The organism is Pseudomonas sp. VD-NE ins, from assembly GCF_031882575.1.
GTDB classification, from domain to species: domain Bacteria; phylum Pseudomonadota; class Gammaproteobacteria; order Pseudomonadales; family Pseudomonadaceae; genus Aquipseudomonas; species Aquipseudomonas fluorescens_BZ.
Map to the genome: position 1 here is coordinate 5455359 of NZ_CP134772.1, position 17033 is coordinate 5472391.

Sequence of the window (17033 nt, forward strand, 5' to 3'; positions counted from 1 at the left end):
ATTTGCAGCGCACGCCGAACGGTTTACAGGTAACTGATGATGACGATGCCTTTATCGGTCGAGGTCTTCAGCGCTTCGTAGCGCATGGAAATCGGCAGCGCCTGATGACTGCAAGCGTTGCGCTCAGTGTCGACATCGACTTTCACGCCTGGCTTGATTTCAATCTGGCGAGACTCACGAGCAGCGAATGCCCCGACCGGTCCGACCTGACAACCCGAGTCAACGATTTGCCCGGTGAAGCGGATCTCACCGGATTGACTGGCCGGCGCGGCGAATGCTGTGAGTGGAAGCAAGAGAAGCGCATACGGCAGAGCGGTTTTCAGCTTCATTTCAAGACACTCCCGGGGTGAGCAGCCCAGAGAATCCGGGCTACACAATGTTTATCCGCGTGCAGGGACGAATCTTGAGAAGCGTAGTGGGCAAATAGGTCCCGAATAGGGACTGATCGGTCCCTTTTTGGGACTGCTTAACAAAAAATGGCCGTTAGAGATGCGGTGCCCAATCAGACGTCTTCGCGAGCAGGCTCGCTCCCACAGGTGGACTGCGTTTCAAATGGTGGGAGCGAGCCTGCTCGCGAAGAACGATGACGCGCTGTTCGGACGGATTACGTTTGCGGATCAACCCGGTCCAGCGCCCGGTTTACCGCCAGCTCGGCGAGCATGACGACCTGCTGGATCGCCAGCGCCGTACTGCGCTGCGGGCGACTGAGCTGATCGGCCAGATCACCGGCCATGACATTGGCTGAAGCCAGCGATTCGCAGGCGTGGGCGAGCAGGCTTTCGGTGTCGATGTTCGGGTGGATGAGGAACATCGTACTGGGCTGACGCGGCTTGACCGGTTCGGGGCAGAGGTAGAAGTCGAGAGCGCGCTTGATGGCTTCGCGGGTTTTGATCTGGTCGTCGGCGCGGATGGCGTCTTCGAGTGGGGTGGTGGGATCGATGGGTGGATCTGGTACGGGCTTAGTCATGGAATGTTCCTAATCAAAGCCAACACATGCCGTTTCTCACGCGGCGGAGTGGTGGCAGCTATGTGCGGAGTGAGAAACCGGTAGGAACAAGCCCGGCCGAACCGAAGTTCGCCCGCACACAGCCGCCATAAAAATTGCAGGGCAGCAAATAGCCGGCGGCAATTATGGTGGTACTGGTGTTGGATTAACAGTTCCTACGGGCTCTCACACCCGATCGCCGAGTTTTCGGCGACAACCAAAGACTAGAGAGCGCACGTCCGACGGACAACCTGAAAACCTTGTGGGAAGGTTCTGGTTATTTGACACAAATTTAAACAGCCAAAAGCCAACCCTCACCCTAGCCCTCTCCCAGAGGGAGAGGGAACTGACCGTGGTGTTTGGGAGAGGTACGCCGACGTCGTGAAATACCGAGCCGAATTCAGATTCCGAAACAAATCAAAAGCCCCTCACCCTAACCCTCTCCCAGAGGGAGAGGGGACTGACCGAGTTGTTTGGTAGAACTACGCCGACGTGCGATACCGCGTTGAACTCAGATTTTGAAAGGCCCACAAATCGGCCCCCTCTCCCTCGGGAGAGGGCTGGGGTGAGGGGCAAGAGCACCACAAAAACCAAAGCCGTGCGCGCCGTGCTCTTCACCACTCAATAGGCCGAGTGTCAGCTCGCCTGCTCTTGATCTTGATCCACGGGCGACGTCGGAAGGCTGAGTGGAGGGATTGATCCGGGCGTGGGAGCGCAGCGACCGTTTGGCGCAGCCAAACACAGCGAGAGGAGGTGCAGCGAAGCAAACCGTAGGCGCTGCGCCCGGATCGATCACGGAGCGAAGGAACCCCGAGCCCCAGCGAGCGGGCCGCACGCAGGAGCAAGCGTTTTTTGCTTACTTTTTTTGGCGCTTGAAAAAAAGTGAGTCGCCGTAAGGGCGAAACCCTAAGCCGCCGTTACCGCAGCAACGGATATGTACACAACGAAACTGACAGCGCTGACAGCTAGCCGTCACCCTACTGACCCGCTGACAGGTTTATAAAGACAACAACCCTGCCCAAACTCCGTCCGGCGCCCACCCCGCATGCGAATCCAAAAGAACAAAGCCCTGCTCGCCACCCTATTGATCGTCCTCGCAGGCGCAGGTCTGTGGTACGCCCTGAAACCCGCCCCGACCAAACTCGCCACCCCCACCGCCATCCCCGTGCGAGTCATAGCGGTCAGCGAAAAAGACGTCCCCCGCTACACCAGCGGCATCGGTTCCGTACTCTCATTACACAGCGTCGTAGTGCGCCCACAAATAGACGGCATCCTTACCAAAATCCTCGTCAAGGAAGGCCAACTCGTCAAAACAGGCGACCTGCTGGCCACCATCGACGACCGCTCCATCCGCGCCAGCCTCGACCAGACACGCGCCCAACTGGGCGAAAGCCAGGCGCAACTGCAAGTTGCCCTGGTCAACCTCAAACGCTACAAACTGCTCACCGTCGACGACGGCATCTCGAAACAGACCTACGACCAGCAACAAGCCCTGGTCAACCAACTGAAGGCCACCGCCCAAGGCAACCAGGCCTCGATTGATGCGGCGCAAGTACAACTTTCCTACACGCAGATCCGCTCCCCGGTCACCGGCCGCGTCGGTATTCGCACAGTCGACGAAGGCAACTTCCTGCGCATGACCGACACCGCCGGCCTGTTCACCGTCACCCAGATCGACCCGATCGCCGTCGAGTTTTCCCTGCCTCAGCAAATGCTGCCGACCCTGCAAGGCTTGATCAACGATCCGCAACGCGCACAGGTCAAGGCCTACATCGGCGCCGACACCGACGGCGAAACCGGCAACCTGCTCGGCGAAGGTCACCTGACCCTGATAGACAACCAGATCAACGCCAACACCGGCACCATCCGCGCCAAGGCCGAATTCGACAACGCCAGCCAGAAGCTCTGGCCCGGCCTGCTGGTCACGGTAAAAATTCAGACAGCCCTCGACAAAGATGCGTTGGTCGTCCCGCCGACAGTCGTACAACGCGGCCTCGACCAACACTTCGTTTACCGGGTGAATGGCGACAAGGTTGAAGCCGTGCAAGTACAGATGGTTTATCAAGGCAGCGGTCAGGACATCATCAAAGGCGTGAAGGCCGGTGACGTGCTGGTCACCGACGGCCAATCGCGACTCAAACCCGGTTCGACCGTGCAAGTCATGAGCGAGCCGCCGCAGGTGGTGCAAGCGGAGCCGAAACCATGAAGGCGCACAAAGGCGTCTCCACGTGGTGCATCGATCACCCGGTCGCAACGATTCTGCTGACCATTGCTTTGGTGCTGGTCGGTTTGATTGCCTTCCCGCGCTTGCCAATCGCCCCACTGCCGGAAGCGGAATTTCCTACGATCCAAGTCTCAGCGCAGTTGCCCGGCGCAAGCCCCGACACCATGGCCTCGTCCGTGGCCACGCCGCTGGAGGTGCAATTCAGCGCGATCCCCGGCATGACCCAGATGACCTCGAGCAGCGCACTGGGCTCAAGTCTGCTGACCCTGCAATTCACCCTCGATAAAAGCATCGACACCGCCGCCCAGGAAGTCCAAGCGGCGATCAACACCGCCGCCGGCAAGCTGCCCAAGGACATGCCGACGCTGCCGACGTGGAAGAAGGTCAATCCGGCCGACAGCCCGGTGCTGATCCTCAGCGTCAGCTCGACGCAGATGCCCGGCACCGAACTCAGCGATCTGGTGGAAACCCTGCTCTCGCGTCAGATCAGTCAGATCGACGGCGTAGGCCAAATCAACATCACCGGTCAGCAACGTCCGGCGATCCGCGTACAAGCCTCGGCGGACAAGCTCGCGGCGATCGGCTTGACCCTCGCCGACATCCGACTGGCGATTCAGCAGACCAGCCTCAACCTCGCCAAAGGCGCGCTGTACGGCGAATCGAGCATCTCGACGCTGTCGACCAACGACCAGTTGTTCCACCCCGAGGACTACAGCCAACTCATCGTTTCCTACAAGGATGGCGCCCCGGTTCACCTGCGTGATGTCGCCAAAGTCGTCAACGGTTCGGAAGATGCCTACGTGCAAGCCTGGGCCGGTGATCAGCCGGGGGTGAACTTGGTGATCTCTCGCCAGCCGGGCGCCAACATCGTTGAAACCGTTGACCGCATTCAAGCCGCCCTGCCCGGCCTCGAAGCGATGCTGCCGGCCTCGGTGCAGGTGAAAACCCTGATCGATCGCACCCAGACCATTCGTGCCTCGCTGCATGAAGTGGAAATCACCCTGTTGATCGCGATCATGCTGGTGGTCGCGGTGATGGCGCTGTTCCTGCGCCAGTTGTCGGCGACCCTGATTGTCTCGGCAGTGCTCGGCGTGTCGTTGATCGCCAGTTTCGCCTTGATGTACATCCTCGGCTTCAGCCTGAACAACCTGACGCTGGTGGCGATCGTCGTCGCGGTCGGCTTCGTCGTCGACGATGCGATCGTGGTGGTGGAAAACATCCACCGCCATCTGGAGGCCGGCGACGATATGCGCGAAGCGGCGATCAAGGGCGCCGGCGAGATCGGCTTCACCGTGGTCTCGATCAGTTTCTCGCTGGTGGCGGCGTTTATTCCGCTGCTGTTCATGGGCGGTGTGGTCGGGCGCCTGTTCAAGGAATTCGCCCTGACCGCGACCTCGACCATCATGATTTCCGTGGTGGTGTCGCTGACCCTGGCGCCGACGCTGGCAGCGCTGTTCATGCGCAAACCGGTGCATCACGCCCACGACAAACCGGGCTTCAGCGAACGCTTGCTCGGCTGGTACGAGAAAGGTCTGCGCCGCGCCCTCGCTCATCAGAAATTGATGATCGGCGTGTTCGGTCTGTCGCTGGCGCTGGCGATCGGCGGCTACATCTTTATCCCCAAAGGTTTCTTCCCGGTGCAGGACACCGGTTTCGTCCTCGGCACCACCGAAGCGGCTGCGGATATTTCCTACGGCGACATGGTGAAAAAACACTTGGCGATGGCCGAAATCGTCGCCGCCGACCCGGCGGTGCAGGCGTTTTCCCACTCGGTGGGTGTCTCCGGCAGTAACCAGACCATCGCCAACGGACGCTTCTGGATCGCCCTGAAAAAACGCGGCGACCGTGACGTCAGCGCCAGCCAGTTCATCGACCGTATCCGTCCGCAACTGATGAAAGTCCCCGGCATCGTCCTCTACCTGCGCGCCGGCCAGGACATCAACCTCAGCTCCGGCCCGAGCCGTGCGCAGTATCAATACGTGCTCAAGAGCAACGACGGCGCGACCCTCGCGACATGGACGCAACGCCTGACCGAAAAACTGCGCAGCAACCCGGCATTCCGTGACATTTCCAACGACTTGCAACTGGGCGGCAGCATCACCCACATCAGTATCGATCGCAGTGCGGCGGCGCGTTTCGGCCTGACCGCCAGCGATGTCGATGAGGCGCTGTACGATGCTTTCGGCCAACGCCAGATCAATGAATTCCAGACGCAGGTCAATCAGTACAACGTGATTCTGGAACTGGACACCAAACAGCGCGGCAAGGCTGAAAGCCTCAACTATTTCTACCTGCGTTCGCCGCTGAGTGGCGATATGGTGCCGCTGTCGGCGCTGGCCAAATTCGATGCGCCGACCATTGGCCCGTTGTCGATTGCCCACGACGGCATGTTCCCGGCCGCCAACCTGTCGTTCAACCTCGCGCCCGGTGTGGCGTTGGGTGATGCGGTGATTTTGCTCAATCAGGCCAAGGCCGAGATCGGCATGCCCACCGCCATCAGCGGCAATTTCCAGGGCGCGGCGCAGGCGTTCCAGAGTTCGCTGGCCAGTCAGCCGTGGCTGATTCTCGCGGCGCTGGTGGCGGTGTACATCATTCTCGGCGTGCTTTATGAAAGCTTCGTGCACCCGCTGACGATCATCTCCACGCTGCCGGCGGCAGGCTTGGGCGCGGTGATCATGCTGTGGATCTGCGGCCAGGACTTTTCGATCATGGCGTTGATCGGTCTGGTGTTGCTGATCGGTATCGTCAAGAAGAACGGCATCTTGATGATCGACTTCGCCCTCGAAGCGCAGCGCCATCGAGGTCTGTCGCCGCAGGATGCGATTTTCGAAGCGTGCATCACGCGGTTCCGGCCGATCATCATGACCACCCTCGCAGCCCTGCTCGGCGCGCTGCCGCTGATGCTCGGTTACGGCACCGGCGCCGAACTGCGCCAGCCGTTGGGGATCGCGGTGGTGGGCGGTTTGCTGGTCAGCCAGATGCTGACGCTATTCACCACGCCGGTCATATACTTATGGCTTGAGCGGCTGTTCCATCGGCCTAAGCCCGCGCCTTTACCAGCGCTAGCAACCACAGACTGAGGCGGGTCATGCGCGTTCTGATTATTGAAGACGAGGAAAAAACCGCGGACTATCTGCACCGCGGTCTGACGGAACAGGGTTACACCGTGGATCTGGCCCGCGACGGCGTCGAAGGTCTGCATCTGGCGCTGGAAAGCGACTACGCGGTGATCGTCCTCGACGTCATGTTGCCGGGCCTCGATGGCTTCGGCGTTTTGCGCGCGTTGCGTGCACGCAAGCAGACCCCGGTGATCATGCTCACCGCCCGCGAGCGCGTCGAAGACCGCATCAAAGGTCTGCGCGACGGCGCCGACGATTACCTCGGCAAACCGTTTTCCTTCCTTGAACTGGTCGCGCGTCTGCAAGCGCTGACCCGGCGCAGTGGCGGGCATGAACCGGTGCAGGTGAGCATCGCCGACCTGTGGATAGATCTGATCAGCCGCAAGGCGACCCGCGCCGGCACCCGACTGGATCTGACCGCCAAAGAGTTTTCGCTGCTTAGCGTGTTAGCGCGTCGGCAAGGTGAAATCCTTTCGAAAACGGCGATTGCCGAGATGGTCTGGGACATCAATTTCGACAGCGATGCCAACGTCGTCGAAGTCGCAATCAAACGCCTGCGCGCCAAGCTCGACGGGCCGTTCGACGAGAAGTTGCTGCACACCATTCGCGGCATGGGTTATGTGCTGGAGAGCCGTGGTGTTTAGGGTAGGTCATCATTCATTTCCTGCGCCGCGTTGCCGTCTGAAAGCGGGCCAGGCAAGGCGCAGCCCGACGGTAAGGGTTGTTTCCTTGCCGAGGGCTGTAACGCAGCATGGCCCGCTTTCAGACGACAACCCGGAGGGCCGAGCCTGCTGTTGTGCAGGGCTGCGTTGCTCGGAGCTTATTTGGAACGACCAAACCGCGCTCCTCGCGCCTTGCCCTGCACAACAGCAGACTCGGCGCGGCGCAGGAAATGAATGATGACCTACCCTCACAATTCGATTGCCTTGCGCCTCAGTGGAATGTTCACGCTGGTGGCGCTGCTGGTGTTTCTATTGATCGGCGGCGCGTTGTATCAGCAGGTCGATAAAGGCCTGGGATTGCTCCCGGAAGCCGAGCTGGATGCGCGTTACAGCGTGCTCGAATCGGCACTCAATCGCTTTGGTACACCCGAGCATTGGGTGAAGATCAACGCCAAGTTGAAGCTGCTCGGTGAGGAAGACAAACGCATTCGTTTCTGGGTGGTGAGTGGTGATCCGGGTTACGAATACGGTCAGCCCGATGCCGCGATTCGTGCCTTCGCCCAAGGCCCGTTGGGCATGCATGACCTGCAGTTGCCCGACCATCCTTATCCGCTGAAAGTGTTGCTCACCGAGTTGCCAGCCAAGGATCAGCGCCCGCCGCTGCGCTTCATGATCGGCATCGATACCGAGACGTTTCATGAAACTCAGCACAATCTGTTGATCGCGCTGATCGGGCTGGCGATTGTCGGTGTACTGATGGCTTCGGCACTGGGTTATTGGGTCGCCCGGATTGGTTTGAAGCCGTTGATCAAACTGTCCCACGAGGCTCAGCGATTGGCGCCACCCCTACGCGCCGGGCGCTTGCGTCTGTCGCCGCTGCCACCGGAGCTTGAGCAGTTCGTCGATTCGTTCAACTCGACGCTGGAGCGGGTCGAACAGGCCTACTCGCGACTCGAATCGTTCAACGCCGACGTCGCCCATGAACTGCGTTCGCCCCTGACCAATCTGATTGGCCAGACGCAAGTGGCGCTGACCCGTGGGCGTTCTGCCGAACACTACTTCGAAGTGCTGCAATCCAATCTCGAAGAGCTGGAACGGCTGCGTTCGATCATCAACGACATGTTGTTTCTGGCCAGTGCCGATCAGGGTAACAAGGCGACCAAACTCACCTCGACTTCGCTGGCCGATGAAGTGGCGACGACACTGGAGTATCTGGATTTCATTCTTGAAGACGCGCAGGTTGAAGTGCAGGTCAGCGGTGATGCGCTGGTGCAGATTGAGGTCGCGCATTTGCGTCGGGCGTTGATTAATTTGCTGAGCAATGCGGTGCAGCACACCGGGGCGGGTCAGGTGATCGAGGTGCACATTGAGGTTGAAGCGCATCAGGTGAGTATCGGTGTGGCCAACCCCGGATCGCCGATTGCCAGCGAGCATTTGCCACGCTTGTTCGAGCGCTTTTATCGGGTGGATGCGTCGCGCAGTAACAGTGGCAATAACCATGGGTTGGGGTTGGCGATCGTTAAAGCGATTGCTCTGATGCATGGTGGTGATGTGTTTGTGCGCAGTGATCGCGGGATGAATACCTTCGGGATTTATTTGCCGGTCTGAAAAGCCCCTCACCCTAACCCTCCCGAAACGTCGGACCGCCCATAGGGAGAGGGGACTGACCGAGTTGTTCTCTCGAGTTACACCGACCTGAAATATCCAGTCGAACTCAGGCTTTGAAAAGCCCCCAATCTGCTCCCTTCCCCCTCGCCCCCTTGGGGGAGAGGGCTGGGGTGAGGGGGTTACTCTTGGCTGCACCGCGATCTTCGACTTTTACCTCCTGCGCAACAGTCATTTATGAAAATCACGCTGTTTCCCAACGCCCGGCGACCTTATCTTTGCCCGCACCAAACAGCACTCGCCAAGCGAGAAGGTTTTCCAGATGTCCAACAGTATGGGTATTGCCAGCGCTTTCGTTTTGTCCTCATTGATCCTGTCGCCGATGGCGATGGCTGAAGAATCGCAGTCGTTCGTGGCGCAAAACGTCGCTCGCGCTCAGGCCTACGATCAGCATCAGGCCGAAGTGATGGCCAAGGCGCAAGACGCCACGCAAGCCCCGCAGGCTGCCACTTCCCAGGCTCAAGCGGCCGAGAAAGACAGCTGAGTCGCGCACCGCGCCAACGTTTCCCTCGACGCGGTTGTTTGGCTCTTCCCGTTCAACCGTCGTCATTCCAGGCCGCTGCCTTTCAGCGGCCTTTTTTCGTTGTGGTCTGAAAGCCGTTTGGTTCGTCTGTAACAACAAGAAACACCAAGCCCCTCAGGACATTGACGGGCCAGCTGACCCAAGGAGCTCCATCGCACGTGCGTTACCCAGTTCGCTTCACCCCGCTGTTCATTGCAATTGCCGCAACGATTGCCCCTGCCGCTCACGCCGACGAGCCTGCCAAAGAAGGCTTTGTCGAAGGTTCGAGCCTCAACCTCAACGTTCGCAACTACTACATGAATCGCAACCGCTTGCAGAAAGCGGACGACAACATCGAGTGGGGCCAGGGCTTTCTTGGCCTCTTCAAGTCGGGTTACACCGAAGGCACGGTCGGTTTCGGTATTGATGCCCACGCCATGCTCGGGCTGAAGCTGGATGGCGGTGGCGGCACCGATGGTTCGAGCATCTTGCCGGTCCGAGAGAATGGCGGCAAAGCACCGGGGTCGTTCTCCACCGCAGGCGGCACGCTGAAAATACGCGCGTTCGATACCGAGTTGAAGGCCGGTGACCTGTTCCTCACCAATCCGGTAATTGCCGGCGGTGACACGCGCATGCTGCCGCAGACCTTTCGTGGTGTGAGCCTGAGCAACCACAGCTTCGACGGCTGGCTGATCGAAGGCGGTCAGGCCAGTTTCACCAAGCCGTACAACCAAAGCGGTCACACGCGCATTGGCACTTCCTACGGCACCTTGGCTGACGGCGACGAGAGTCAGCACCTGAACTGGGCCGGTGTGGCCTGGAGCGGCGTCGAAGGTCTGACCAGCAGCCTCTACGCTTCTGAGCTCAAGGACATCTGGAACCAGTACTACTACGACCTCGACTACACCTGGCAGTTGAACGATCTGGTCAGCCTCAACCCGGGCTTGCACTTCTATCACACGCAAGACACCGGTGATGCGCTGCTGGGCAACATCGACAACAACACCTACAGCCTGCATTTCACCGTGGGTATCGGTAGCCACAGCGTTACTGCTGCGTATCAGCGGGTCAACGGCAACACCCCGTTCGACTACATCAGTCAGGGCGACAGCGTTTACCTCGACAACTCGCAGCAGTATTCCGACTTCAACGGTCCGAACGAGCGCTCGTGGAAGCTCAAATACGCTTATGACTTCGCCGGTATCGGCATGCCGGGACTGACCTCGTCGGTCTCCTACTCGCGCGGCACGGTTGACTTGACCAAAGTCGACGCCGACAGCAAAGGCTACTCCAATTGGTACAGCGCCGATGGCCGCAACGCCAAGCATTGGGAACGCGATCTCGACTTGAAGTACGTGGTGCAGAGCGGTCAGGCCAAGGATCTGGCAGTCCACCTGCAATGGGCGACCAACCGAGGCGGCAACGGCTACGGCGTGATTGATTCGGACACAGATGAATACCGTGTTGTCATCGACTACCCGATCAACGTCTTCTAAGATCGGCGCTAAGCTGACTGCAGACTGACTCCGATAGCTCAAGCAATGACCAAACCTGTGGGAGCGAGCTTGCTCCGGGCGGCGTTCCGACGAAAGCGGTCTTTCAGCAACATTGATGTTGGCTGACACAACGCATTCGCGAGCAAGCTCGCTCCCACAGGTATTTTGCGTCAAGCGCTTCGGTGGTGTTGTGCAACTACGCTTATAAGACTTCCCCCAACCGACAGCCCAATCATGATCGCGAGCCGTACCCCACCCGTTGCGGGCAAGACCGGACGCCCCGAGTTGCTGCTGATCTGCGGCAGTTCGCTGACCGTGATCGCGATTCTGTGCATCGTCACGTTCCTGCTGATCCGCGAGCACGCCAACGCTCAGGAATCGGCGACCCGCAGCGCCACCACCATCGCCCAGCTGATCGACGCCGATGTGCTGCGCACCGTCGAGTTGTACGACTTGACCCTGCAAGGCCTGATCGCCGCCGCCCAGCGCGATGACCTGCAAGATGTCTCTCCGCAGATCCGTCATCTGGCGCTGTTCGATCGTTCGACCACGGCACGCTTCAAGGGCGACATTCTGCTTCTCGACAAGCTGGGAGATGTGATTGCCGACTCCTCGCGAATCGAGCCGAAACCGGGCAACTTTGCCGACCGCGATTACTTCCTCGCCCACGCGTTCAACCGCGATGTCGGCATGTTTATCAGCCGCCCGTTCAAGACCCGCTGCAACTGCGACGAGGCCAATCAATGGCGGATCAGTTTCAGCCGACGAATTTCCTCGGAGTCCGGTGAGTTTGCCGGCGTGGCCGTCGCGTCGATGAAGCTCGATTACTTCGACCAGTTGTTCAACAGCCTCGACATTGGCAAAGACAGCACGCTGAACATCATCGATAACGACGGCGTCCTGCTGGCGCAGAAGCCCTATCTGCAGAGTGATTCGATCGGCAAGAGCTTCGGCAACCGGCCCAACGTCATACGGATTCTGCGCGACAAGAGTGGCAATGGCAGTTTCAACAGCGTTTCGAGCATCGACCATCAGCAACGTCTCTATACCTATTCGCGGGTCGGCAATCTGCCGTTGATCGTGATGGTCGCGCTGTCCAGCGACGAGGTGTTCGGCACGTGGCGTCGTACCGCCCTGTTGATCAGCGGCGCCACGGGGGTGTTGTGCGTGGGGTTGCTGTGGCTGACCTGGTTGCTAGCCCGCGAGTTACGCTTGCGTCAACGGGCCGAGCGGGAGCTGGCGCAACTGGCCGCCACCGATGCACTGACCGGTGTGGCCAATCGGCGGATGCTCGATCAGGCGTTGCGTCACGAGTGGTTCCGCGCCCAGCGCTCGGGCAAGCCGATGTCGGTGATGATGATTGATGCCGATCACTTCAAGGCTTTCAATGACCGACATGGGCATCAGGGCGGGGATCAGGCGCTGAAGACGCTAGCCCGTGTCATCACTGAAAATGTCCGGCGACCGGCGGATCTGGTCGCGCGTTATGGCGGCGAGGAGTTCTCTGTGATTCTCGCCGAGACCGACGGTCATGGCGCGCTACAGATCGCCGAGCATATTCGTCAGGCCGTAGAGCAGTTGCCGTTGGTCGACGGGGCCGAGCGGCCGATAACCGTGAGTATTGGCATCGCGACGTGGACGGCGGCGAGTGAGATGACCCTGGAGCAGTTGCTGTTTGCGGCGGACAAGGCGTTGTATCAGGCCAAGGAAGGTGGGCGTAATCGGGTGGTGGTGGCTTCCGCCTGATAGATGTATTGGCTTCACCGGCCCTATCGCTGGCAAGCCAGCTCCCACAGGGATTTGTGATGTGCTGCAGATTTGTGATTCACAAAGAAACCTGTGGGAGCTGGCTTGCCAGCGATATGGCCAGATCAGGCACTAGAAAAACCACAGGCATAAAAAAAGGCCATCCGAGGATGGCCTTCAAAAAACTAGAGAGGTTTTTTACTTACACCGCCGCAACCGGGCGCATGTAAGAGATGGGTGCGGTGCTGGCGTCTTCGAACGTCACTACTTCCCAAGCGTCTGTCTGCTCAATCAACTTGCGCAGCAGCTGGTTGTTCAGTGCATGACCGGACTTGAAGCCCTTGAACTCACCAATCAGGCTGTTACCCAGCAGGTACAGGTCGCCAATCGCATCGAGGATCTTGTGCTTCACGAATTCGTCTTCATAGCGAAGGCCGTCTTCGTTCAGTACGCCATCGGCATCGACCACGATTGCGTTTTCAACGCTGCCGCCGAGTGCGAGGTTGTGCTTGCGCAGGTACTCGATATCACTCATGAAGCCAAAGGTACGGGCGCGGCTGACTTCTTTTACGAACGAAGTGCTGGAAAAATCCACGCTTGCACTTTGGGTGCGGTCCCGGAATACCGGGTGATCGAAATCGATCTCGAAGCTCACCTTGAACCCTTCGAAAGGGACGAAAGTGGCGCGCTTGTCGCCGTCTTCCACTGTCACTTCACGCAGGATGCGGATGAATTTCTTGGCGGCGTCCTGTTCTTCCAGGCCTGCCGATTGAATCAGGAATACGAAGGGTCCAGCGCTGCCATCCATGATCGGGACTTCGGACGCGGAGAGCTCGACGTAGGCGTTATCGATGCCCAGGCCAGCCATGGCCGAGAGCAAGTGCTCTACCGTGTCCACTTTGACGTCGCCGTTGATCAGCGTCGTCGACATAGTGGTTTCACCGACGTTTTCCGCGCGGGCAGGAATCTGCACCACAGGGTCGAGGTCAGCGCGACAAAACACAATGCCAGTGTCGACAGGCGCAGGCTTGAGGGTCAGATAGACCTTCTCACCGGAGTGCAGGCCTACACCTGTGGCACGGATAATATTTTTCAGTGTGCGTTGTTTAATCATGGCTTGGGCCGCTTCAGCGCAAATTGCGAACTGGTATCAACAAAGGCTGGCGATGATAGCAGACCATGCCTTTGCTGAACACCAATCACCTTCATAGCCCTGATACATTCCATCAATCGGCCTGACGACGCAGGAATGCCGGGATGTCCAGGTAGTCCAGATCATCTTGCGGATTCATCTTCGCGGCAGCCGCAGCACCGGCCTGAGCCTGGTTGCGCATGACGGTCGGACGGTCCAGATCACGGTAGTTCACCGCTGGCGCTTCCTGACGGGCCGGAGCCGGTTGTTGCACCTGGGCGGAAGCCATGGAGGTGTGAACGGTGTTGTCGATGACCTTTACAGGCTTCTCGATTTTCGCGCCCAGACCGGTGGCAACCACGGTCACGTGCAGCTCGTCGCGCATGTCCGGATCGATAACGGTACCGACCTTGACCATCGCGTGCTCGGAAGCGAAGGCTTCGATGATGCTACCCACGTCGGAGTACTCACCCAGAGACAGGTCAGGACCGGCGGTGATGTTCACCAGAATGCCGCGTGCGCCTTGCAGGTTCACGTCTTCCAGCAGCGGGTTGCGGATGGCCGCTTCGGTTGCTTCACGTGCACGGTTCGGACCGCTGGCGCAGCCAGTGCCCATCATCGCCATGCCCATTTCGCTCATCACGGTACGTACGTCGGCGAAGTCGACGTTGATCATGCCCGGACGCTTGATGATGTCGGAGATACCGCGAACGGCACCGGCCAGTACATCGTCAGCCTTGGCGAAAGCCGACAAGAGGCTTGCGTCTTTACCGAGGATGGTCAGCAGCTTCTCGTTCGGAATGGTGATCAACGAGTCGACGCTTTCCGAGAGCATGCGGATGCCTTCGTCGGCGATCTGCATACGCTTGCGGCCTTCGAACGGGAACGGACGCGTTACGACAGCAACGGTCAGAATGCCCATTTCCTTGGCCACTTCGGCGATGATCGGCGCAGCACCGGTACCGGTACCGCCGCCCATGCCAGTGGTGATGAACACCATGTTGGTGCCCTGCAGGACTTCGGCAATGCGCTCACGGTCTTCGAGAGCGGCCTGACGACCTACTTCAGGGTTGGCGCCAGCGCCCAGACCTTTGGTCACGCCGGTGCCCAGTTGCAGAATGGTACGCGCGCCGATGTTTTTCAGCGCTTGAGCATCAGTGTTGGCGCAGATGAATTCAACGCCTTCGATGTTGCTCTTGACCATGTGATTGACAGCGTTGCCGCCGCCACCGCCAACACCGATAACTTTGATTACCGGGCTTGCGGGGATGTTGTCTACGAGTTCGAACATTTTCCCTCTCCTTACATTCTCTAGTTTTTTCGCCTACTGCATTTTTGTTGCGGTGTTGCGGTAAAGCTTTAGAAGTTGCCTTGAACCCACTTCTTCAATCGGTCCAGCAACGGCGCCTGTGGCTCTTCGTTGCTGTAGCTGTCGCGGCTGCCGATGCCGGAGAACGAAACCCCGTCGGACTGCTTTTGCAGGCCGTACATCAACAAGCCAACGCCAGTGGAATAAATCGGGTTGCGCACCACGTCATCCAGGCCCTTGACGCCATGCGGCACACCGAGGCGGACCGGCATGTGGAAGATTTCTTCGGCCAGTTCAGTGGCGCCTTCCATCTTCGAAGTACCGCCGGTCAGGACGATGCCGGCCGGGATCAGGTCTTCGTAGCCGCTGCGACGCAGCTCGGCCTGGATCAGGGTGAACAGTTCGTCGTAACGCGGCTCGACCACTTCGGCCAGGGCCTGACGCGACAGTTCGCGCGGTGGACGGTCGCCAACGCTTGGCACCTTGATGGTTTCGCCGGCACCAGCCAGTTTCGCCAGGGCGCAGGCGTAACGGATCTTGATTTCTTCGGCGTACTGGGTCGGGGTGCGCAACGCCATGGCGATGTCGTTGGTCACCTGATCACCGGCAATCGGGATCACCGCGGTGTGACGGATCGCGCCTTCGGTGAAGATCGCGATGTCGGTGGTGCCGCCGCCGATATCGACCAGGCACACGCCCAGCTCTTTCTCGTCATCGGTCAGAACCGAGTAGGCCGAGGCCAGTTGCTCGAGAATGATGTCGTCGATTTCCAGACCGCAGCGACGCACGCATTTTTCAATGTTCTGTGCGGCGTTGACGGCGCAGGTGACCACGTGAACCTTGGCTTCCAGACGTACGCCGGACATGCCCAGTGGCTCGCGAACGCCTTCCTGGTTATCGATCACGTAATCCTGCGGCAAGGTGTGCAGCACGCGCTGGTCAGCCGGAATCGCCACAGCCTGAGCAGCGTCGAGGACGCGCTCAAGGTCGGCCGAGCTGACTTCGCGATCACGGATCGCGACGATGCCGTGGGAGTTCAGGCTGCGGATGTGATTGCCCGCCACGCCGACGAACGCCGAGTGAATGCGGCAGCCCGCCATCAGTTGGGCTTCTTCGATCGCGCGCTGGATCGATTGCACGGTGGACTCGATGTTGACCACCACGCCCTTCTTCAGGCCACGGGACGGATGGGTACCGATCCCGACGATTTCCAGCGAGCCGTCGTCGGAAACCTCGCCGACCAGCGCCACCACCTTGGAGGTGCCGATATCGAGACCGACGATCATTTTGCCGCTTTGCACGTTTGCCATGGGTCCTGCCTCTTCTTAATTCTTTGCGACAGCGGGTTGGGCTGTCGTCGGCGCTACTGGTTCCCGCCAGCCAACAGCGAGGCCGTTGGCGTAGCGCAGATCGATGCGCGCAATGTTCGTAATCTGGTCTTTAAGTGTCTTGTCATAGATGGCGATAAAGCGGCGCATCTTTTCCACCAGGTTGCCGCGTCCCAGCAGCAACTCGATGCCGGGGCCGGAACTGCCGGCACCGGTGGTCAGGAACCAACTCCCGCGTTCACGCAATTCCAAGCGCGCAATCGAGAAGCCCAACGGCCGCAGCATCTGGCTCAGCACCTGATACTGCTGCATCACTTGCTGCTGGGCCCGTTGTGGGCCGAACAGCTGTGGCAGGTGTTCGTAGTTCGCCAGTTCCTTGGGCGTAAACGCCTGGCCCTGGTTGTTCAGTAACGACTCGTCGCCCCACCGCGCCACTGGCAGTTGCTCTTCGAGGCGGATCACCACTTGATCCGGCCACACCCGACGAACTTCGGCGTGGGCGATCCACGGCATCTGCTCAAGCTCGGTGCGCATGCCGGCCAGGTCGATGGTGAAGAAGCTCGACGCCACGTAAGGGGCGATCCGCTGCTGCACCGCTTGCTGGCTGATGTAGCTCAGGTCGCCCTGCACGGCGATCTTGGTGATCGGCCGGTCGGCGTACGGCAACAAACGCGTCGCGCCTTCGTAAGTACCAAAGCCCAGCACCACCAACAGCACCGGCCAGAACAGACTTTTCAGAAAGCTGAAATTGGCTTTCGGCAGGCGCGCGGACATCGGCTCTTTCGCCACCATTCGGCTGGCACCCCGTGGCACCGGCTTGCGGCCGGGTGCGGGAGGCTGATGTCGGAGCTGAGCGCCTTGCATC

The 17033-nt window shown here is 59.6% G+C and carries 13 protein-coding genes; 7 read left to right on the forward strand and 6 right to left on the reverse strand.

Translation table 11 applies throughout. The features are described 5' to 3' along the window. Positions 1–23 precede the first annotated feature (23 nt). Positions 24–329 (reverse strand): hypothetical protein, encoded by a 306-nt coding sequence (locus RMV17_RS24250; protein WP_034156075.1) that lies wholly within the window; start codon positions 327–329, stop codon positions 24–26. Positions 330–604: 275 nt separating this feature from the next. After that, positions 605–967 carry a DUF6124 family protein gene (locus RMV17_RS24255; protein ID WP_311883120.1) on the reverse strand — a complete coding sequence of 121 codons (363 nt, stop codon included), beginning with the start codon at positions 965–967 and terminating at the stop codon, positions 605–607. 1063 nt (positions 968–2030) lie between these two features. Between RMV17_RS24255 and RMV17_RS24260 the strand changes: the two genes are divergently transcribed. The 7 genes from RMV17_RS24260 (at position 2031) to RMV17_RS24290 (ending at position 12399) form a co-directional block, all read left to right on the forward strand. Beyond that, a complete protein-coding gene (locus RMV17_RS24260; protein ID WP_311883121.1) occupies positions 2031–3191 on the forward strand; it encodes an efflux RND transporter periplasmic adaptor subunit in 1161 nt (386 codons plus the stop codon). Then, the gene (locus RMV17_RS24265) at positions 3188–6289 is read left to right on the forward strand and encodes a multidrug efflux RND transporter permease subunit (RefSeq protein ID WP_311883122.1); all 3102 of its coding nucleotides are present in this window, start codon (positions 3188–3190) and stop codon (positions 6287–6289) included. Before RMV17_RS24260 ends, RMV17_RS24265 begins: the two co-directional genes overlap by 4 nt. Positions 6290–6297: 8 nt before the next feature. Further along, positions 6298–6972 (forward strand): heavy metal response regulator transcription factor, encoded by a 675-nt coding sequence (locus RMV17_RS24270; RefSeq protein WP_242206788.1) that lies wholly within the window; start codon positions 6298–6300, stop codon positions 6970–6972. A 255-nt stretch (positions 6973–7227) separates the two neighbouring features. Continuing rightward, positions 7228–8598 carry a heavy metal sensor histidine kinase gene (locus RMV17_RS24275; RefSeq protein ID WP_311883127.1) on the forward strand — a complete coding sequence of 457 codons (1371 nt, stop codon included), beginning with the start codon at positions 7228–7230 and terminating at the stop codon, positions 8596–8598. A gap of 319 nt (positions 8599–8917) precedes the next feature. Beyond that, positions 8918–9139, forward strand: coding sequence for a hypothetical protein (locus tag RMV17_RS24280; RefSeq protein WP_034156467.1), 222 nt, complete (start codon positions 8918–8920; stop codon positions 9137–9139). A 197-nt stretch (positions 9140–9336) separates the two neighbouring features. Next, positions 9337–10653: an OprD family porin gene (locus tag RMV17_RS24285; RefSeq protein WP_311883130.1), complete on the forward strand. Its 1317-nt coding sequence runs from the start codon at positions 9337–9339 to the stop codon at positions 10651–10653. 234 nt (positions 10654–10887) lie between these two features. Continuing rightward, a complete protein-coding gene (locus RMV17_RS24290) occupies positions 10888–12399 on the forward strand; it encodes a sensor domain-containing diguanylate cyclase (RefSeq protein WP_311883132.1) in 1512 nt (503 codons plus the stop codon). A 202-nt stretch (positions 12400–12601) separates the two neighbouring features. On the opposite strand, the gene lpxC is transcribed toward RMV17_RS24290, so the two are convergent. From lpxC to RMV17_RS24310, 4 genes are all read right to left on the reverse strand, one after another. Next, positions 12602–13513, reverse strand: coding sequence for a UDP-3-O-acyl-N-acetylglucosamine deacetylase (gene lpxC, locus RMV17_RS24295; RefSeq protein ID WP_007916984.1), 912 nt, complete (start codon positions 13511–13513; stop codon positions 12602–12604). A 112-nt stretch (positions 13514–13625) separates the two neighbouring features. Then, complete coding sequence (gene ftsZ, locus RMV17_RS24300) at positions 13626–14822, reverse strand: cell division protein FtsZ (RefSeq protein ID WP_016986475.1); 1197 nt, start codon at positions 14820–14822, stop codon at positions 13626–13628. 68 nt (positions 14823–14890) lie between these two features. Beyond that, complete coding sequence (gene ftsA, locus RMV17_RS24305; protein ID WP_007916987.1) at positions 14891–16150, reverse strand: cell division protein FtsA; 1260 nt, start codon at positions 16148–16150, stop codon at positions 14891–14893. 15 nt (positions 16151–16165) lie between these two features. After that, positions 16166–17032 (reverse strand): cell division protein FtsQ/DivIB, encoded by an 867-nt coding sequence (locus RMV17_RS24310; RefSeq protein ID WP_007916989.1) that lies wholly within the window; start codon positions 17030–17032, stop codon positions 16166–16168. Between the last annotated feature and the right edge of the window lies 1 nt (position 17033).